9 protein-coding genes are annotated in these 19,906 nt (G+C 72.8%); 1 reads left to right on the top strand and 8 read right to left on the bottom strand.

The window, feature by feature from the left end:
- The first annotated feature begins 29 nt into the window (after positions 1 to 29).
- Positions 30 to 920, top strand: coding sequence for an alpha/beta hydrolase (locus FL344_RS20900; protein ID WP_011550286.1), 891 nt, complete (start codon positions 30 to 32; stop codon positions 918 to 920).
- Positions 921 to 923: 3 nt separating this feature from the next.
- Here the strand turns inward: FL344_RS20900 and FL344_RS20895 are convergent, their stop codons facing one another.
- From FL344_RS20895 to FL344_RS20860, 8 genes are all read right to left on the bottom strand, one after another.
- Positions 924 to 2,381 carry a reverse transcriptase family protein gene (locus FL344_RS20895; RefSeq protein ID WP_141619767.1) on the bottom strand — a complete coding sequence of 486 codons (1,458 nt, stop codon included), beginning with the start codon at positions 2,379 to 2,381 and terminating at the stop codon, positions 924 to 926.
- A 400-nt stretch (positions 2,382 to 2,781) separates the two neighbouring features.
- On the bottom strand, positions 2,782 to 4,635 hold the full coding sequence (locus FL344_RS20890) for an SWIM zinc finger family protein (RefSeq protein ID WP_141619766.1): 1,854 nt from the start codon (positions 4,633 to 4,635) through the stop codon (positions 2,782 to 2,784).
- Positions 4,632 to 11,168, bottom strand: coding sequence for a HEAT repeat domain-containing protein (locus tag FL344_RS20885; protein WP_194863186.1), 6,537 nt, complete (start codon positions 11,166 to 11,168; stop codon positions 4,632 to 4,634). Before FL344_RS20885 ends, FL344_RS20890 begins: the two co-directional genes overlap by 4 nt.
- Before the next feature lie 85 nt (positions 11,169 to 11,253).
- The gene (locus FL344_RS20880) at positions 11,254 to 12,141 is read right to left on the bottom strand and encodes a cupin domain-containing protein (protein WP_141619764.1); all 888 of its coding nucleotides are present in this window, start codon (positions 12,139 to 12,141) and stop codon (positions 11,254 to 11,256) included.
- 15 nt (positions 12,142 to 12,156) lie between these two features.
- Positions 12,157 to 14,889, bottom strand: coding sequence for a hypothetical protein (locus tag FL344_RS20875; RefSeq protein WP_141619763.1), 2,733 nt, complete (start codon positions 14,887 to 14,889; stop codon positions 12,157 to 12,159).
- 18 nt (positions 14,890 to 14,907) lie between these two features.
- The gene (locus tag FL344_RS20870; RefSeq protein ID WP_228565232.1) at positions 14,908 to 15,762 is read right to left on the bottom strand and encodes a phospholipid scramblase-related protein; all 855 of its coding nucleotides are present in this window, start codon (positions 15,760 to 15,762) and stop codon (positions 14,908 to 14,910) included.
- Positions 15,763 to 15,811: 49 nt separating this feature from the next.
- Complete coding sequence (locus tag FL344_RS20865; RefSeq protein ID WP_141619761.1) at positions 15,812 to 18,994, bottom strand: carboxypeptidase-like regulatory domain-containing protein; 3,183 nt, start codon at positions 18,992 to 18,994, stop codon at positions 15,812 to 15,814.
- Positions 18,995 to 19,080: 86 nt separating this feature from the next.
- Positions 19,081 to 19,905 carry a 1-acyl-sn-glycerol-3-phosphate acyltransferase gene (locus FL344_RS20860; RefSeq protein ID WP_141588378.1) on the bottom strand — a complete coding sequence of 275 codons (825 nt, stop codon included), beginning with the start codon at positions 19,903 to 19,905 and terminating at the stop codon, positions 19,081 to 19,083.
- Position 19,906: the final 1 nt, after the last annotated feature.

Below are 19,906 nucleotides of genomic sequence, written 5' to 3'. Positions count from 1 at the left end.
CCAGCTTCCTTCCGCGAGGTCCAACGAAGATGAAGTGGCGGTGGCTGCTGGGTGGCGCGCTCGCGCTGGGGTTGCTGGCCGCGCTGGCGGTGTTCGGTAGGGCGCTGCGTCATTCCGAGGCCTACTTCCACTACCCACGTCCCAAGGCCGAGCGCCCCGCTGACTTCGCCGAGGCAAAGGACGTTTCGCTTCAGACGTCGGATGGGCTGACGCTGCGGGGCTGGTACGTGCCGTCCCGGAACCGCGCCGCCGTGGTGCTGGCGCACGGCCTGTCCCAGACGCGCGCGGACCTGCTGCCCGAAGCGCGAATCCTGCGGGCCGCGGGCTATGGCGTGCTGCTCTTCGACCTGCGCGCCCACGGTGAAAGCGAGGGCGGTTTCTCCACCTGGGGAGACCTGGAGCGCCGGGACGTGCGGGCCGCGCTGGACTTCGTGCGCGCCCAGCCGGACGTGGACCCGGAGCGGGTAGGGGCGCTCGGCTTCTCGATTGGATCTGCGGCTGTGGCGGAGGTGGCGGCGGAGGACCCGGCGGTGCGCGCCGTGGTGCTGCTGTCCCCGTTCAACACGCTGTGGCTGGCCGCCGCGTATGACTTCCGCCGCTTCGGCTTCGTGTCGCAGAGCGGGGCGCTGGTGCCCTTCTGGCGGCGCGGCATCGCCCTGGAAGAGGTGCGCACCATCGACGCGGTGGAGCGCATCCGCCCCCGGCCGCTGCTCATCGTCATGGGGACGGAGGAGTCAGGACAGCCGCTCGCCGACGAGCTCTTCGCCAAGGTGCGCGAGTATGCCCAGACATGGCGCATCCAAGGCGCCGGGCACGGGAACTTCAGCGCCACCGAGCCGGAGGCGTACCCGCGCCGGCTGACGGACTTCCTCAATGCCGCGTTGCTGGCGCGCGGCACCTCGGCGACGGACGCGCGCTGAGCGTCACTCCGCCTGCGGAGCCGCGCTCGCCGTGGACTCCAGCGCCGCGAGCTGCGCCAGGAAGGCGCGGCCCTTGGCCGGGTCCGTCATGTGGATGAAGGCGGCCATGCCCTTGAGCTGCTCCAGCGACTCGCCCTCGCGGCCCGGCGTGCCCTTCTTCCGGTTGTGGATGGCGGCGCGCAACTGGCGCACCACGTCGCGCGGAACCCGGGCCGCCGGCGCGTCCCTGCCCGCCGCATTCACGACCAGCCCCGTCACCCGCTGCCGCGTGCCCTTGCGCGCCACACGCGTCTTGTCCGGGTGCACGTGGAAGCCCTCCGCCTCCACCACTTCCTGCACGCGCGACAGTAGCACCGCCACCGGGGGACGCTGCGTCCGCCGCGCCTTGGGCTGCTTCGCCTTCGTCCACGAGAAGGTCAGGTCGTCCGCGTAGCGCGTGTACGTGAAGCCCAGCCGCTTCGCGAGCGCGGACAGCCGCTTGTCCAGCTTCAGGCACAGCGCGTTGGTGATGCCCGGCGACGTGGGCGCGCCCTGGGGCAGCGCGCGCGGGCCCGTGGCCACGTGCAGCAGCTTGCCCCGGAACTGCACCGCCTCCCGCGGCGCTTCCGTGGAGAGCAGCGACAGCAGCGTGGACGTGCCCTCCGGCAGGCCGCCCTTGCGCAACAGGCCCTTCACCCGGCGCCAGGTGACGGAGGGGAAGAAGTCCTTGAGGTCCACCTTCACCACCACGTCCGCGCCCTGGTGGGCCTGCGCGTTGGTGAGGATGGAGCGCCCCGCCACGAAGCCGTGCGCCGCGCCGTGCACCGGCAGCCGCTCCACGACGTTGGACAGCACCCAGCGCTGCGCTTCCTTCAGCTCCGGCTTGGGGGACGTAATCGTGCGCTTGCTGCCGTCCCGCTTCGGAATCGTCCAGCTCACGTAGTGCGTGGCCGTGTCCACCTCGCGGTGGAACGCGAACCAGCGCAGCTTGGACACGCTCAGCCCCAGCGCCTTGGCCAGCGCCTCCGCCGAGTCCAGCTCCGTCAGGCCGTTGGCCCGGGCGCGCTCCTCGCGGTGGGGCACGTCGAACGCGTCGGCCGGGCGGTCCTCCGCCCAGTGCACGCCCGCGCCCAGGTGGCCCACGTGCGTGGCCTTCCACGCCTCGTGCGCCTGACGCTTCAGCGCGCGGCGCTCGGTGGCCTCGGCCTTCTTCTTCTCCTTCCAGGCCTTCTTGTCCTTCTCGGAGGCGCTGGAGAAGTCCAGGTCCTCCACCGCGAGGCCCTTGGCGACGAGCTGCGCCTGCACCCAGTCGTCGGCGCCGCCCGCTTCGTCGATGGCCTTCGCGCGGACGAGCAGCGCTTCGTGCGCGAGCCGGCGGGCTTCACGCTTCGCGGCCGCGTCCGGCGACGGAGCGGTGGGTTCGGGCGTGGGCACGGCCTGCGGCGAAGCTGCGGGGACGAACGGGTCCAGCCTGGCGGTCATGTCTGCACCTTGGGCGGGCGCGGCGGTGGAAGACGGGACATGGCGCGAGCAGTCGAGGGAGGCCGGGAAAGCACCACCATCTTACCTGGGGCACGGTAGCCTCACCGGCTCTCCCCTCCTAGGCACTACGGCCGGGGTGGGTAAACGGCGGTCGCGTCGTTGGCTCCGCTACCCACCCTGGCCGTAGTGCCTAGGAGGGAGAGAGCCAAGAACAGGCTACCTTGCGGAGAGTGTCCTGCATTCCAACCGGAGCGGCGCAACGCCGCTCCCGCGCTCGAGGCGCTCAGGCTGATGCACTCCGGACCTCTCTCGGCTGCTCGCGCGTGAAGCGCACGTCGTCGTCTCTTCGTCGCACCTGTCCTGCCCGCCGCGCGTGGCGGCCGAGCCGTGGTTGAAGGGTTTACACCAATGCCGAGGCCGCGTCGATGTAGCCGTCAGCCGCCAACTTCTCCAGGCGCGCGAAGTACGCTCCGCGCGCTTCCGCATCCGAGTCGAACCAGAGCCGCTGGTGACGCGGCGAGCCCGTGCGCGGGCCCCACTCCACCGCCACCACCTGACCATCCAGGGAAACCCGGTACACCGTCTCCAGGCCGCTCTCCGCGTCGCGCCGCACGTAGGAGCGCGTCTCCGCGCGGATGAGCTTGCGGCCCTCGGGCGTCTGCCGCAGCGCCTCTTCCTCCGCGCGGCGGCGCGCGTAGGCCAGCCGCAGCGCCAGCAGGTGCTCGCAGGGGCCTTCCCTCAGGCCGGAGCGCCGGTGGTGCGGACACCCGCAGCTCGCGTCCTTCACGCGGCCTTCCAAATCCAACGTGAAGCTGGGGAAGAAGCTGCGCAGGGCCTCGCGGTCCACCACTTCGCCGTGGATGCGGATGCCCTCTCCCACCACGTCGTGCACCTTGGTCAGCTTCACCTCGCCCGCGCCCGGAGCGCCGTCGCCGCCCAGCAGGCGGTGCGCCCGCGCTTCCAGCTCATTGCCGTAGCGGATGACGGCGGCGTCCACCGGCGTGGGCATCAGCTCGCGCGGACGGTACTGGCCGCGCGCCACGTCGAAGAGGATGCGTCCGCGCAGGCACTCCAGTTGGAGCGCCGCGCGCACGGACTCCTTGGGCGCGCCGGCACTGGCGGCGAGCGTGTCGAAGGGCAGGGGGCCTTCGGTCCGAAGCCGGTTGCGAAGCTGCTCCGCCAGTCCGTCCGGCACCGCGCGGGGCATCAGCACGTCGAAGGCCGCGGCGGAGGACCAGCCGCTCTCCGTCCAGCCCGTGAGGCCCAGCGTGAGCGTGGCCGCGCCCATGTCGATGACCCAGAACACCGGCAGGCCGGGGCCCATGAGTTGTACCCGCACCGACTTCGCGTGGGGCAGCAGGCGCGCGAGCGCGGCCAGGCGCTGACGGCCGAAGGTGCGCACCACCGCGGGCGCGGTGCCGTTGTACGTGCCGCCGTGGCACTCCAGCACCAGCTCCCACGGCTCCAGCACCAGCCGGGGCGGGGCGCCGGGCACCAGCTCGAAGCGCAGCGCGCGGGGAGCCTTCTTCGCCTTGCGAGCGCGCAGGGCGAAGAGGAGGTTGTAGAGGTCGATGGGCGCCAGCTCGCAGGTGCTCGCGGGCAGCGTGGCGGCGGACTGCACCTGGAGGAAGCCGCGCAGCCAGGCGTGGGGCACCTCCACGTTGCGGGGGGCGCGGGCCGGCTGCGAGGCCGGCGTGGCCAGCGCGACGTGCGCCTCCAGGGCGACGGGCACGTAGGTGCGCAGCCGGTCCACGCGGGCGGGCAGGTCCGGCGGCACGTCCAGGAAGGTGGAGCCGTGCGCGGCCTCGCGGCCCTCGAAGAGGCGGTTGTCGAAGGACAGCCGGGCGTAGGCGCTCTCGTCGCGGGAGAAGACCTCCAGGGACACGCTGTCGGGGTCCACCGTGAGCACGGGGTCCAGCACCGCGTCCTGCTTCTTCTCGCCGTCCAGCGCGTTGTCCAGGAACGCCTTCTGCGCCTCCCAGATGAGCGCGCTGGCCCGCTTGCCCTGCTTCATCAGGTAGGCGAGGTACGCGGTGCGGTCCTTGCCCCGGTAGCGCAAGTCGCTGGCGAGGATGCCGAAGGTGGCGGCCAGCGCGTCGCGGAAGAGGGCGGCGTCGGTGACGCGGCCGCTCACGCCCACGGTGCCGCGCGAGCCCTCCAGGGCCAGGCGGACGCGGGAGCCGTCCGTGCCGGACTCGACGTCGCTCGCGGTGGCGTAGCGCAGCTCGACGGGGTGTCGGGTGGCGGTCGTCACGACGGGTTCCCTTCCTTCCGGTTCCGGGCGCGCTCAGCGGCCCGGCGTGCACGTTTATGGGCGCGCCAGGCGGCCTTGCGCAGCTCCACGGTTTGCGACTTGTCGAAGGCGGCCTCGTGCAGCAGCTTCGCCGCGTCGTCTCCGCCCAGGCGGCCCAGCGCGGCCCACGCGTCCTGCCGCGTCTCCGGCTTCGCGTCGGTGGCCAGGGACTTCAGGGGCTCCAGCGCGTGGGCACCCAGCAGCGTCGGCACCGACAGCCGGCGACCCTCGGAGGTGGCCAGCAGCTCCCGTGACGTCCGGGCCCCCATGGGACCGAAGGCCACCGCGTCGAAGGGCTTCACTTCCAGCGCCCAGGCGGTGGCGCGCTCGGGGGCGAGCTTCGCCAGCGCATCCGCCGCCGCCGCCCGCACCCGCGCGTCCGGATCCACCAGCGACTTGCGCAGCGTGTCCGCCGCGGCGGCGCGCTCCTTCTCGTTCGTCAGCACGGCCGCCGGGGCCTGTCCGGTGAGCGTCAGCGTGCCCCCCGGCGTGCCCAGCCGGCCCAGGGCGCGCGCGGCCTCCTGGCGCACGGTGCCCGGGGCCGCCGTCTCGCCACCCTGGAGGAGGGTGCGCGCGGAGTCGGCCATGCCCGCGGTGCCCAGCCGGGAGCCCGCCCACAGCAGACGCTGCCAGGCGCCTTCCAGCACGGCGCGCCTGGACGGCGCGGCGGAGGTCCAGTCCGTGGCCGTGCGGCGCTCGGCCGTCACCAGCGCGCGGGACAGCGCGGCCAGGTCCACCGTGCCGGGCTCGCGGGCCTCACCCGTCCAGGTGCCCACCAGCAGCGCGGCCTCCTCGCGGGCCTCCGGCTTGTCATGGCCCAGCAGCGCCACCACTTCCGGCAGGGGCAGGGCGCCCCGGCGTGCGAGCCCGCGCCGCAGGCGCAGCCGCAGCGTCACGTTGTCCAGCGTGGCCAGCCGGGGCACCAGCAGCGCCGGGTCGCCTTCGTTGGCGAGGTAGGCCGCGGCGGGCGCGGAGATGTCCGGGTAGCGGCTGGCCACCGCGTGGAACTCCACCCGCGTGCGCTCGGTGGGGAACAGCACGTCGAGCGCCTTGCGCGCCTCCTTGCGCAGCTCTGGCTGGGGCGCGTCCAGCGCGGCGGCCAGGGCCGTCTCCGCCGCGGTGTCCTTGAGCTTCCCCAGCTCCTGGGCCGCGGTGAGCTGCACCATCAGCGCCGTGCTCGTGTCGCCGAGCAGCGCCTCGATTTTCACCCGGGCGCGCTCCCCGCCGATGGCGCGCAGGCCCTTCACGCCGGCCTGCTGCAGCACCAGCGTGGCGCCCTCCACCGCGGCGGCCTCCACCTTCTCCTCGACGCGGCGGCGCTCCTCGCCGTCCGGCAGCTTCGCGGCGAGCCGGCCCAGGCCCTCGATGGCGGCCGACACCATGCTCGGCTCCACGGGCGCTTCCGCCGTGCCGCCCGCGGCCACCGTCTCCAGCTCGGCCAGGGCGCGCGCGTCACCCAGCGTGCCCAGGGCCAGCAGGGCCCGCTCGCGCTGGCCGTCCTCGCCCGCGCGGGCGTACAGCATCAGGGGCCGCAGCGCGCTGGCGCCGCCCTTGAAGGCCACGCCTTCCGCGGCCGGCAGCATCAGGTCGCGCGAGCCGCCGCGCAGCACCACCTCCAGCGGCTCCGCCGGGGCGCCGTGCTCGATGACGCGCTTCGCGTAGGCCTCCACGGCCGCGCCGCTCACGGTGGGGAAGCGGTCCGTGAAGAGGCTGACCAGCAGCTCCGACTGGCCGGCCTCCGCGCCGTGCTCCAGGTGCCGCAGGGCCTCCAGCCGCACGGCGACGTCGAAGCTCTTCACGGCCTGCCGCAGGAACGACACGGCCAGCTTCACGTCGCGCTTCTTCACGTCGCTGCCGGCCACCGTCATGGCCGCGGTGACACACTCGCTGCGGATGGCGCCCTCTGCGTCCGTCTGGCACTGGCGGGCCAGCACCTCCAGCGCCTCGGGCCGGCGCGTGTTGCCCAGGGCCGTCACCAGCCGCTTGCGCTCATGGTAATCCTGGGCCGCGGGCAGCCGGGCGGCCAGTGCGGCCACCGAGGCGGGCGTGGCCAGCCGGGCCAGGGCCTCCGTGGCGCGCTTCGCGGCGCTCGCGTTCTCCGCGCGCAGGAACGTGGCGAGCACCTCCACCGCGCGGTCATCGCCACGCCACGCCAGCAGCTCCGAGGCGCGCAGACGCAGGTCCTCGTGCTCGCTGGCCATGGCGCGTCCCAGCGCCTCGGTGACGCGCGAGTCGTTGGCGCCCGCCAGCCGCTCGATGACGCCCACGCGCAGGTCGGCGTGCTCGCTGCCCAGCGCGGCCAGCAGCGGCTCCAGGCTGCCGGGCGGGCTGAGCTTCTCCAGCAGCTCGAAGGCGTAGCGGCGCACGTCCGTCAGCGGCGAGTTCAGCGCGGCGGTGATGCGCGGCTTCGCGGCGTCACCCCGCGTGGCCAGTTCATCCAGCGCCGCGCGCGCCACGTCCGGCGCCAGCGAGGCCAGGGCCAGCGCCAGCGGCTCATCGCTGCCGGCGGGGAAGAGCTCCTTCAGTCCGGCCAGCGCGGCCTTGCGGACCAGTTGGTGCGGGTCTTCCAGGGCGCGCAGCAGGGCGGCCACGGCGGCGGGCGTGCCGGCGAAGCCCTCCAGCGTGAGCTTCACCACGCGGTCCACCGCGTCGCGACGCACGCGGTGGCCCTCATCGTCGCCCGTGGACACCTGCCGCAGCAGGCCGACGTAGGCGCCGAAGGCCAGCCGGCGCAGGTGCTGCCGCTCGGCCTGGGCGGAGGCCTCGGGCGAGGCGGCGGGGGCATCCGTCTTCACGGCGGAGAAGATGCGCCGCAGCCAGTTCTTCGCGGGCGTGGCCTGCACGGGCGAGCTGGTGGGGGCCGTCTCCGGCTTCCAGGGCGCATCCAGCGTGCTCGGCCGCGCCACCTTCTTGGCGTGGCGGAAGTACTCCAGCGGCTTGTCGCGCAGCAGCAGCACCTGGGCCGCCGCGTAGCGCTGCTCGGGCTGGAGGCTGGACAGGGCCTCCGCGAGCCCGACGACGTACTTCACGCGCTCCTCTTCGGCCGGCCAGTCCTTCATGTCGGCCACCTTCTCCGGCCGAGGCGGCAGCAGGGCTTCCACCAACTGGGCGCGCGCCGCGTCCGGCTCCGTGCGCAGCTCCAGTGCGCGGGCGGCGGCGTAGCGGACCTCCGGCCTGCCACTGGAGAGGGCGCTGGTGAGCAGGTCGGGCGGCTCGCCCCGGCGGCTGGCGCGCAAATCACGGGCGAGGACGATGGCGAACACCATCTCCTGCACCTCGCGGGCGCGGTCCTCCAGGCCGTGCAGCAGGCCGCCGTCACCCTCCGGGCCCAGGGCCGCGAAGGAGAGGATGGCGCCCAGCCGGATGGGGAGGTGGTCGTGGCGCAGGTTGCCGGTGAGCACCGGCAGGGCGCGCACGTCACCCAGGCGGGACAGGCCGTCGGCGGCCCAGGAGCGCACCGCCACGTTGGCGTGGCCCAGCGCGTCCAGCAGGAAGCCTTCGTCGCCCCGGCGAGCGGCGGTGGCGAGCCCGCGGCCACCCTGCTCCTGCATGTCACCCAGCTCGTGCGGCAGCAGCACGGTGGCGAAGAAGGTCAGCAGGCGCCGCGAGCCCAGTGACGCCAGGGCCCGCGCGGCGCGGATGCGCAGCGGCACCAGGAAGGCTGGAGGGTAGAGCCGCTCCAGGTCCTTGTCGGTGATGAACGCGCGCATCGGCTCGATGATGTCTTCAGCGCCACGCGGAGCCAGCAGCTCCACCGCGCGCACGCGCACCGGCAGCGGCGCCGCGGAGAGCCCGGCCAGCAGGGGCCCGTTCTCGTTGGGCACCAGCTTGTCCAGCGCCTCCAGCGCGGCCACGGCGACGGGGACTTCCTCGTCCTGGACGCGCTTGAGCAGCGGCGAGCGCAGGGGCTCGATGGGGGCGTGGATGGCGCCCTTCGCGGCGTGCTCCCGCAGCGGCGCGTGCGTGGTGGCGAGCGCCGCCAGGTGGGCCTCCGCGTGCTCCTTGCCCACGTGCTTCACCCACGCGTCATACGCGGCGGTGGCCACGCTGGTGTCGCGGTCCTCCACGGCCTTCTTCAGCCGCTCCAGCGCCCAGCCCTCGGCGGCGCGCTGTGCCAGCACCTCCACCGCCCGGTGGCGCAGGTCGGGGAAGCGGCCCGCCAGCGCGCGGTCCAGCGCCTTCTCCGGCGCCTTCTCGTTCCAGGCCCACAGCGTGCGGAAGGCCTCGCCGCGCACCTTGCCGGATTCGTCCTCCAGCGCGTCGCCCAGCAGCGCCTCCGCGCCCGGCGCCGCCGCGCCCAGCTTCACCAGCCGGTCCAGGCCGCGCACGCGCACGTCCTCGTGGCCCGAGCGCAGGGCGGCCTCCGCCGACGCCAGCGGCGCGTCCGCGTCCAGCGCCACCACCGCGTCCAGCGCGGCGGCACGCACGTCCGCGTTCTCGTCGTCCAGCATCCACACCAGCCGCTCGCGAGCGCGCGCGTCCTGGAGTGCCTGGAGGGAGGAGGCAGCCACCCGGCGGATGGCGGCGTCCGGCTCGCGGGAGAGCTGGAGCAGCGCGCCCAGCGCCCGTGCGTCACCCAGTTGTGCCAGGCCGCGAGCGCCGCGCACGGCCGTGTCCGGCGTGCGGCAGGCCATGGCGGCCAGCAGCGGCTCCAGGTCGCTCTCGGTGATGGCCGCGCCCGTGGTGCCCTGCGCGGGCATCGCATCGCGTGCGGCCTGGAGCTCCGCGTCGGTGATGGGCGGATTGCCCGCGACGCCCTGCGCACGGCGCGCGCGCTGGACCAGCCAGCGGGAGACTTCCTTGGTGCCCCGGCCGAAGTCCTCGTCGCGTGACTCCAGCGCGTGGGACAGCGCCCGGCGCTCCATGACGCGCACGGTGAAGGCCGTGCGGCGAACGCCGGGGTCCGCGTCATCCAGCGCGCGGGCCACCAGGGCCTGCAACTGCGCGTGGCCGAGCAGCCCGCCCGCCACGGCGCGGATGAGCACCTCCACCTTGAGCTGGGAGGGGCCGCGCTCGAAGGCGGTGCGCAGCGGCTCGGCGCCGTCGCCCGGCACCACCTGGGTGAGTGCGTCCAGCGCGGCCAGGCCGACCGCGCCCTGGTTGTCCGCGAGCTGGCCGGCGATGAGGCCCGGCACCAGCGGGGACGTGCCTCCCAGCTTCGCCAGCAGCTCCAGGCCCAGCACGCGCACTTCCGGGTGCTGCGAGCCCAGCGCCGCGCGCGGCGCGGACAGCGGGGCCTCCGGCTCCAGCGCGACGAGCGCGTCCAGCGCGGCCTTGCGCACCATCGGATGCGAGTCGTCCAGCCGCTCGCGCAGCTTGGGGCGCGCGGCGGTGCGGCCCTTGTCCGCCAGCTCGCGCACGGCGAGCCGCCGGACCTCCGCGTCCTTCTCCGAGGACAGCACCTGGAAGAGGAAGTCCAGCGCCTCCGTCTCCTCCAGCGCGGCGGCCTCGCGCACCGCGGCTTCGCGGCGGGGACGGCCGGCCTTGAGTGATTCCGTCAGCAGGTCGATGCCGTGCTGGGACGTGTCGTGGTCGCCCGCGGGCGAACCATCCGCCGCGAGGCCGAAGCGGTGCGTGCGGCGGTCATCCCCGCCCGTGAAGACGGAGCCCAGGGACGTCTTCGCCAGCCGCGGATTGGCCGGCGGCACGAAGGCGAGCGCCTGCACGGGCTTGCCTCCCGCGTCGAGCGAGCGCGGCTTGCGGCGAACGTCCAGGCGCCAGACCTTGACCTGGCCGTCGCTGCCCGAGGACCACACGCGGTCACCGGGCTCTTCCCCACCGGGCTTGGCGGTGGGCGTGGGCGGGAAGAGCAGGGCGAGCACCGGGCCGGCATGGCCGGTGTCCTTCTCGCCGCGGACCTCGAACTCCACCGCGCCCACGAGGTACCAGATGCGCAGCTTGCCGTCGTCACCGGCGGACACCAGCCGGCCGTCGCGCGGCGTGAAGGCGAGCGCGCGCACGGCGCCTTCGTGGCCGGCCATGTCGCGCTGCGCGCCCGTGGCCACGGTGAAGACGCGCACCACGCCGTCGTCACCCGCGCCCGCCGCGTAGGTGCCGGAGGGGTCCACGGCCACCGCGCGCAGGGGCTGGGTGGACGCCTTCCACTCGTGCATCTTGCGCGTGGACTCCCAGTCCCAGGCGCGCACGACGCCGTCCGCGCCCGCGCTGAAGAGGAGCGTGCCATCCGCGCTGGAAGCCAGCGCCGTGACGCCGCCGGGGTGCACGTCGTTGAGCTGGAACTGCACCTGCCCGTCGGACAGCGTGCCGATGCGCACCGTGCCATCCGCGCCGGCCGCGGCCCATTGACCACCGGCCAGGGCGAGCGCGTTCACCGCGGAGGGCAGCTCCGTGCTCCACAGCACCTTGTTGGTGCCGGGCTCGAACGCGGTGAGGCGGCTGGCGGTGGATGCGCGAGCGCCGCCCACCAGCAGCAGGCGCGCATTGGCCGCGAGTGCGCGGACCTTCTCGATGTTGCCGATGGCGAGTACGGGCATCACGCTCCTCAGTGGCTGCTCTTCTTAGCACCAGCGCCCTCAATACAAGAGCGCGCAGTGAGGGAGTTCGCGGGGCCGCGCGCCGTCAGCGCCCGTTGCCCCGGATTCCCGTGGAGCGCAGATAGAACCGGGCCGTCTGCGCGAGGAAGCGCAGGGGATATCCAGGGTCGGCGAGCTGGCGCTGGAGTTCACCGCTCAGCTCCGACAGCAGCGTCCGGAGCAGCTCCAGCTTGCTCGGGTCGTCCAGCGTGGAGGCACGCCCCAGCGAGGGCATCCGCCGCCGCCACACCGGGCTGCTGGCCAGCGCGGCCCTCACCCCGTCGAGGAGGTCCAGGAGCGTGGGCGGCATCAGGCCGATGGAGATGGACAGCGCCTCCTCGGTTGCCTGCGCCATGTGCCAGTGCCCGCCTGGGATGTAGATGAAGTCCCCGGCGCTCAGCGAGTGCGTCTCGACGGGCGTCTTCTCCTGCGCCGCCAGGGAGCCGCTGGGCACGGACTCCGGTAGGGGCGCGGGGTGGAGCGTGTTCTCCCGCAGCAGGTAGTCCTTGCGGCCCGCCGTCTGGAGGATGAACACCTCCTCCGGGTCGCAGTGCCAGCCGAAGCCGTGGTGCCCCGCGGGCGTGCAGTAGATGTGCAGGTTGATGCGGCCGTGCAGCTCCGCGCTGAAGGCGCGCGCCAGTTGGGCCAGGTCCGGGTGGTGCAGGTCCGGCTGCCGCAGCGCGAGCGTGTAGCCCTGCGCGAACAGCTCCCGCGCCGCCTTTGCCGTCTTCGGCCTGTCTCCCGGGTAGGGCACGCCCTGGCGCGCGAGCAGCACGTCGCAGGCCGTCTCCTCGACGAGGAAGTCGATGGTCTCCCACGTCCCCAGGCGCTGGAGGCGCTCCGCGGCGGAAGCGCCGGTGAAGGGACGCCGCAGGTAGTGCTCCTGGAGGAAGCGCTCCCGCGGAAAGCCATTCAGCAGTTCATCGAGCAGCATGGGCGTTCAATCTGCTCAGGCGCTTCCGAGTTGCGCATCCGGGTGCGCGGCCCGCAGCTGCACCAGCGAGGCGAGGCAGCTCTGCCATTCCCCCTTGGCCAGCGAGCCGGTGAACTCCTCCAGCACCGGCGCCACCACGCGGGCGAAGGCCGCGTCGGCCAGGCCCAGGTCGCGCACCAGCTCGATGACGCGGCGCTTGGCCACGCTGGCGGACAGGCGCTTCTGCACCTCGCCCTCGCGGGCCTCCTTGGCGCGGCCCGGCGGCAGGCCGAAGAGCATCTTCCGCAGGAAGGTGCGCAGCGCGTCCACGTTGGCGAAGCGCTCCGTGCCACTGGCGGCCGGGGCCTCCTTGGCGCCCGCGGGCTTCCACCCCTCCGGCAGGTGCGTGGGGCGGTGCTTCTCCCAGAGGAGCCGCACCGCGAACAGGCCCACCTCGCGGTCCGCGCTCTGCATCAGCCACGCGAGCCGCTCGGCGCCGCCCAGCCGCGCGTAGTGCCGGCGGATGAGCTCCACCGCGACCTCGCGCGTGCTGCGCTTGGTGCTCTCCGTGAGGGAGAACACCTTCACCGGGTCCAGCTCCTCCGGCTGGAGCGTGTGCCGGGCGTCCGCGCCTTCCTCGCCCGCGCGCAGCAGGGCGTCATAGGCCAGGTTGCGGATCTCCTTCGCCTCGGCGTCCGCCAGCTCGTACACGCGCGTGTGCCAGCCCCAGGCGCGCAGCTCCGCGCGAGCAATGGCCAGGGCGAAGCGGCGCACGTCGTCCCGTGAATCGGTGAGCGCGGGCCACAGCAGCTCCGGCGTGTACGCCTTGCGCGGCGCGCGGGGCTTGAGGTTGTAGGACTTCGACTCCGGCTGCTCCGGCCCGATGACGGGGTGGTGGCAGCGCAGGTACGTCTGCGCGAAGGCGCGCACGGGCGCCGGCTGCTTCGCGCCCAGGGCCAGCTCGAAGAGGCGCTCCAGGCCCGCGGCCGCGTCGCCCGCGTCGCTGAAGTCCGCGGGGGCCACGTTCTCCAGCAGGTAGCGGTGCGCGAAGCCGTGCAGCTCCGGGTCGGCGCGGCGGGCCAGCGCCAGCAGCCAGGGCACGGTGAGCTGGCGCGCGGTGAACAGCTTGCGGTTGCCCAGCAGGCCCAGCGCCACGCCCCGGTACTTCGCGCTGAAGACGCGCGCCTTCACCTGCTCCACGTCCAGCCCGGGCAGGCTGTCCGCGCGCATGAGCGCCTGGGTCGCCATGTGGCTGATGCGGGGATGGGCGGCCTTCTCCAGCAGCCACTCCGGACCGATGGCCGCGGCCGGGTAGGCCGACAGCGCCCGCATCGCCAGGCCTTCCACGGGGTGGGGCTTCTTCTGCAGCCGCGGGTCGTCCAGCAGCGCCTTCCAGAAGTCCGCGGGCAGCTCGGTGGCGCCGTACTTGGAGCTGATGAAGCCCTTCACCCAGTTGAGCTGCTCACCGGTGCCCAGGTACATGTCGCGCAGGAAGTCCGCGGGCAGCTCCGCCCGGTCGAACGACTGCGCCAGCGCGCCCGCCGCGAAGGACGAGGTGGCCTTGTGCTGCAGGAGCCGCCCCAGCAGCGCCACGCCCAGCTCGCGCGGGTTGCGCTTCTCCAGCGTGGCCGCGGCGAAGGACTTCACGTCCGGGGCGCCCTGGGCCACCAGCTCCTCCAGGCGCTCCGCCGGCAGGTCCTGCGCGTGGGCGCGGGCGTACTCGATGGCGTAGGCGCGGGCCTTGGCGCTGGGGGACAGCAGCAGCGCCAGCACCGCTTCGTGCAGTCCGAGCTCGCGCAGCCGGCCCTGGTGGAACTCGGGCGAGCCCTGCAGCGTCTCCACCAGGAAGTCGTGCGCGCTGCCCAGCGGCCGGCGGGCGAGCCGGTCCAGCCACGCGGGCGTCACCTTGCGCAGCGCCTCCGGGAAGTCCTTGCGCAGGCCCTGGATGGCGAAGCTGGCGGCGGGGTCCGACTCACACACGTCCAGCAGGCGCATCAGCGCGTCCGGCGAGCGCTTCCACGCGTCCGGGAAGGCGCGGTGCTTCACCATGTCGCCCGGCGGCGGCATGGCGAAGGAGTCCTGCGTGTACTTGCCGCTGCCGTGCGCCCAGATGTGGTGGGCCACCCAGACGCCGTACCAGGAGGTGTCCGTCTTGTAGTGGCGCAGCACCTCCACCGCGAACTGCGGGTAGAGCTCCGGCACGGCGGCGCCCAGGTGGCGCAGGTAGCGCCAGGCGCGGCGGCGCAGGTAGGTGAGGGTGCCGCCGGAGACTTCCCGGCTGGCGCTGGGGCGGTGGCGCTCCACGTCGAAGCGCCAGGCGAGCACGCCGAACAGCTCCGCGTCGTGGTGGGCCTCCGCCAGCTTGTAGATGCGCTTGAGTCCGCCCCACAGGCCGAAGCGCAGGTCCGCGCGGCGGGCGATGTCCATCAGCGCCGCGCGTGAGGCCTGGGTGCCGCGCTGGTAGAGCGCCACCAGCAGGTCGGCCAGGGCCAGGCGGGGAGGGCGGGGCACGTCCTGCTGCGCCAGGTAGCGCTGCCACGCCTCGGAGGAGGCCTGACGCCGCCCGTCCGACTCGTAGTGCGCCCGGGCCTGGGTGAGCGTCCGGAGGAGCGCGTCGAAGGTGAAGGCATCCTTCGGCAGCGGCTTCTCTGGCGTCTGCTCGGGCTGCTCGAGCAGGGCGAGGACGGCATCGGCCAGGTCAGGGGACTCGGCGCGGACCAGCCGCTCCAGGTCTGCCGCGCTCAGCGCATCGCTCGTGGACGTGGACATGGAGGGGGATTTACCACGCTACTTCTTCCAGAACATCAACGCGTCGAACAGGTCCAGCCCCGGGCCCAGGGCGCCGCGGGAGCTGTTGTTCTCGAAGTACGTCAGGTCGACGAGCAGGGCGACGGCCAGCACCAGCTGCCGCAGCCGGAAGTCGGTGCACTGGGGCTGGAAGTCGAGGGTGAAGGTGTCCGCGGCGGAGAAGCTCTCCTGGAGGAAGCCACTCCAGCGTTTGCGGACCACGGCCACTTCCACGTCATTCTGGAAGATACGGAAGGTCCAGGGTCTGAGGAGCGGGCCCTTCACGGTGGCGATGACGGCGCCGCCGGGCGTGACGATGTCCAGGTGGCGTCCCAGCAGGGTGAAGCGCTGCTGGATGCGCGCCATCCGCCGGCCGTCCCAGGCCAGGACGTCCGCCTTCGTGAGGAGGATGCTCCAGGGACGCTCCACCACGAGCGCCACGATGCCGCCCAGCGTCATGCACTCCATCCGGGCCTTGTAGAAGGGCGAGAAGGTCCGCCGGAGCATGGCGCCGAAGCCACGGGCCTCCTCCTCCACGTACAGCGCGACGCGGCCCGTATCGTCGCACACCTCGTAGCGGTTGCGCGTCTGGGCGCCGAAGATGATTTCCAGCCCCTCGCGCATCTGCCGCATGCGCAGCGCGGGCGTCTCCATCATGCCCTGCACCGACTGGCGCAGCTCGATGCTCATGTGGCGCGGGTCGCCCGGGAGCCCCTTGCCCGCGCCGGACGGCACTTCCACCTCGGAAAGCGGTTCCAAGGCCGCGCTGGAGGGCGCCTCCGGCTGACGGGGGGCGCGGCCACGCCAGTCCAGCTCCAGTTCGGTCGTGTCCGCCAGGGGGCGCTTGTCGCTCATCCGCTTCACTCTAGGCGTGGGCTGGGACAACCGATAATCGCACCCGCGCTCAGGGCAGGGGCCGTGGCGTCACCTGGATGTCCCGCTCCAGCGTCTCCCCCTCCGCGAGGAAGAGCTCCTCCCGGTGGACGGTGAAGCGAGCGGGCTTCACCTCTTCTTCCAGCAGGACGATGAACGTGTACGCCCCAGCCGGGAGCTGCTCGTACACCAACACGCCCTCCAGGCTCTTCGTGGACGCTCGGATGTCTCCGAAGCGGGCCCGTGTGCGGAGCTCCCGGCTGGACACGGTCGGTGGCAGCGTGCCCGACAGCAACGCCTGGTAGATCCCCACGTCCGGCTTGACCGGAGGCATCCGGATGCCGAGTCGCATGGTGCCGCCACCGGTTGCTTCCGTGAAGGCGAACGTCACCTTGCCCATGGGGGGAATCTTCACGCGCTGCGGAAGGAAGGCCACGCTGCGGCCTTCCGCGTTCTGTCCCATGGACGCCGACAGCGTGTAGGTGCCCGCCGGGACGTTCTGGGCCTGGAACGCCCCCAGCTCCTCGTCCACGGAGGCGGAGTAGTCCCTGTCTTCGGCGACGAGCTGCACGACGGCTTCCGCGGGGTTTCCGTCGCGGTCCTTCAAGGTGCCTTCCACCTGCGCGCCCGGATACACCCGCAACTCCAAGGTTTCGTCACCCGTGCCAATGCGATGGCGCAGGATGGGGTGCCCCTGGTTCGTCTGGACCAGCACGTCCAGCGGGCGCGCTTCCAGCAGTGGGAAGGCGAAAGTGCCATCCGGCTGGGAGACGTCCACGGCCAGCGCGGGGATTTCCTCGAACGTGCCGCCTTCACCCGGCAGATGGACCTCGACGATGGCGTCCTCGATGGGCTTCGACGTCGCCGCGTCCACCACCCGGCCTCGGACGTTGCGCCCAGCCTCCAGCCGCACCTGCCCCAGGTCCAGGTCCTCGGCCGCGGGGACCTGCACCTCGCGCACGGCGCGCGTCAGCCCGGGGGCCTCGAAGGTCAGCCGCTGTGTCCCCACGGCGGGGGCGGCGAACCTGAAGCTCCCCTCGGGGTCCCGGAAGGGCTCCTGGTTGATGGTGAAGCGGGTGATGGGGGTGCCATTCGCGCGCACCACGCGGCCATGGACGTTCCCCTGGCTTCGCAGCACCAGCCGCACGTTGCGAGCTCCCGACTGCGCGAGGACCGCGGGATGCGCGCCGCCAGGAGCACGAGGTTCGGTGGCCTCGAACACATACCGGCCCTTCGCCGCGCGCAGCGAGCACTCACCTTCCTCCAGGTGGTGCAGGGTGAAGTGGCCCTCGTCGTCGCTGGTGGTGACGCTGGGGGGGAGGTCGCCGCGCTGGCCCGACAGGGATTGCCCCTCCACCGTGGCGTTCGCCACCGGGCGCCCGCGCTCGTCCACGACGATGCCGGACACCGGCGCTCCGGTCTCCAGCCGCAGCGAGGCATTCACGACCTCCGAGCCGTGCACGGTGACGGTACGCGACGCCGCTCGGGGGGCCGGGGGGGTGTTCGTCCCCGCGTGCAGGCGGTACGTGCCCGGGAGCACCCCGGTGATGGAGAAGCGCCCCTCCTCGTCGCTCTCGACAATGTGGGAGTTCCCGGTGTCGCTGTCATCCTCGAGGTGAATCGCCATGTGGTGGACGGGGAGGCCCTGGGCGCTCGTGACGGTGCCCTCGACGCGGGCCGTCGCCTCCATCACCACGCGGAGCTCGGGGCTCGGCGCGTCCGCCATCACCCGCGCCTCCAGATGGCCCTGGCTGGTGAAGACGATTTCGTAGCGCCCTGGATGGGGGGCCGCGAGCTCGAAGCGGCCGTGCTCGTCCGACGTGGTGGCGTCCACGCGCTCGAAGTCTGTCGCGGTGTCGGGTAGCGACTCCCTGTCCAGGTCGATTTCCACATCGGGCACGGGGGTTCCCTGGGCGTCGGTGACGATGCCTCGGATGACGTGGGCGCGCGCGAGGGTGAAGTCCAGGCGCAGTCCAGGCGTGGCGATTTCGTCACGCAGCGTGCCCAGATAGCCGGAGGCCAGGACGTTGAAGATGTAGGGCTCCCGCCGCAGCGGGCCCAGCCGGAACCGGCCGTCCGCCATCGTGGTGGCGTAGTCCACGGGAGGGGCTCGTCCCCTGGCCGCGCCAGCGCCCACATGGGCTTCAGGGATGGGGCGCCCGGACTCGTCGCGAACGGTGCCTTCCAGATAGATGAGCGTGCCCAGGTGCACGGTGGTGTCCGCGTCCCCGCCTTCCTCGGTGAGCGTCACCATGGCGAAGCCGTAGGCGCCCTGGTGCTCCGCGCGCACCTCGTAATCACCTGGAGAGAGTGGCTCGAAGGAGAAGCGGCCCTGGTCGTCCGTCACGGTGACGGACGACGTGTAGGCCACGTGGACTTCCGCGCCGGCAACGGGCGTGTCCTGGGCAAGCACGCGCCCGGACAGCCGCCGGGGGAGGTGGAGGACGATGGGATTCAGGTTCTCCATCTCCACGTCTTGAAGGGAGTCTGTCAGCAGGCCGTCGCTGGCGGCGACGACGGTGTAGTCGCCCGGTGGAAGCGGACCGAAGGCGAAGCGGCCATCCGCGCCAGTCCTGGCATCGAAGAAGCGGGAGTGCTCCTGGTGGAAGAGCGTCACGCGGGCTCCGGGCAGCGGCGCGCCGGATTCGACGATGACGCGGCCAGGAAGGAAGAGGCCCGGGTCGAGGACGAGCGTCACGTCCTGCGCGTCGGTGCTGACGTCGAGCGCCAGCGTGGCGTGATGCTCGCCGATGGCCCAGAGCGCCACCGTGCCCTCGGGCAGTCCTTCGAGATGGAACGTTCCTTCCGCCGACGTGACGGCCTGGGCCACCACGGGCGCGCCGCCGTGGCCCACCTCGACGAGGCCCCGCACCTGCTCCTCGGGCGCTCCCATGCAGTCGCCGGAGGACAGCGACACGTCCGGCGCGCGTGTGTCACAGGGAAGTGCGGACAGGGACTCGCCGGGCATCTCACGCGTGGCGGAGACCTGGATGCCCGGGACGGGGCGGCGCCACGGGTCGAGCACGCGGCCATGGAGCGAGTGGTTGCCTTTCGGCGGGGGCGTGGGGGCGTCGAGCTTTCGAAGCGACGGACCGCGCTGCACGGTGCGTGGCGGTGGTCGAGCACCCGAGTCGTCCTGGACATGGACGAGCGCCACGGCCAGCGCCAGTGCGAGTCCACCGAGCGCGACCATCACCACCGGCTGTTTGCGCATCACGTTCCTCGGAGAGCCCCGCCTCGAACCCGGTGGGCATCTTTGCCTGGGTTCTCGAGCCGGTGAAAGGGGCCAGGAGGGATGCGTCAGGCGCCGGGCGTCAGGGCCTCGATGCGCGCCTTTTCCGAGACGATGAGATTCCGGACGTGCTCACGCAGGGAGGCCACGTCGGAGAAGGCGCTGGGGTCGACGGGGGGCATGACCTGGACGTGGCAGCGGGCGGTGGTCTCCAGCACCAGGCCGTGCTTGGGCAGGGTGCGCGCGGTGCCGGTGAGGACCACGGGGATGACGGGGCAGCGCTGCTTCAAGGCCAACGCGAAGGCGCCGTCCTTGAAGGGCTTCACGACGCCGTCGGAGGAGCGCGTGCCTTCGGGGAACATGAGGATGGGCACGCCGCGAGACAGCCAGTATTCGCAGTCGGCCATCATCTTCGTGATGCTCGCCTTGTCACCGCGCACCAGGGGGACATAGCGGTTGAGCCGCATGTTCCAGCCGATGAGCGGCAGCTTGAAGTTCGACGCCTTGGAGACCCACTTGAAGGGGCGGTAGAGGCCGAAGAGGACCAGGATGTCGCCGAGCGACTCGTGGTTGGACACGAGCACGGCCGGGCCCCGCCAGGGCAGGTGTTCGCGGCCGTCGACCTCCAGGTGCCAGAGCGGGTTGACGTAGAAGTAGAGCTGCGCCCAGAAGCACGAATACAGGTGCAGGACGCGCCCGTCGCGGTCGAACGGCAACGTGACGAGCCAGACCAGCACGGCGCCCACGAAGAGCACGGCGCTGGAGAGCATCAGGAACGCCCAGAAGACGATGGAGAAGAGGAGTCGAATGGCGCGCGCAGTGTGCCACAGGCTCGTGGGGTGTGGGCTTGTACTTGGAGGTGTCGCGCGGCGCCGGTCCGCTTCGTGGCTCATG

The organism is Myxococcus sp. AB036A, assembly GCF_006547355.1.
Classification (GTDB): Bacteria; Myxococcota; Myxococcia; order Myxococcales; family Myxococcaceae; genus Myxococcus; species Myxococcus virescens.
Note: the sequence above shows the minus strand (reverse complement) of the source record. Positions and strands in the feature narration are given on the sequence as shown.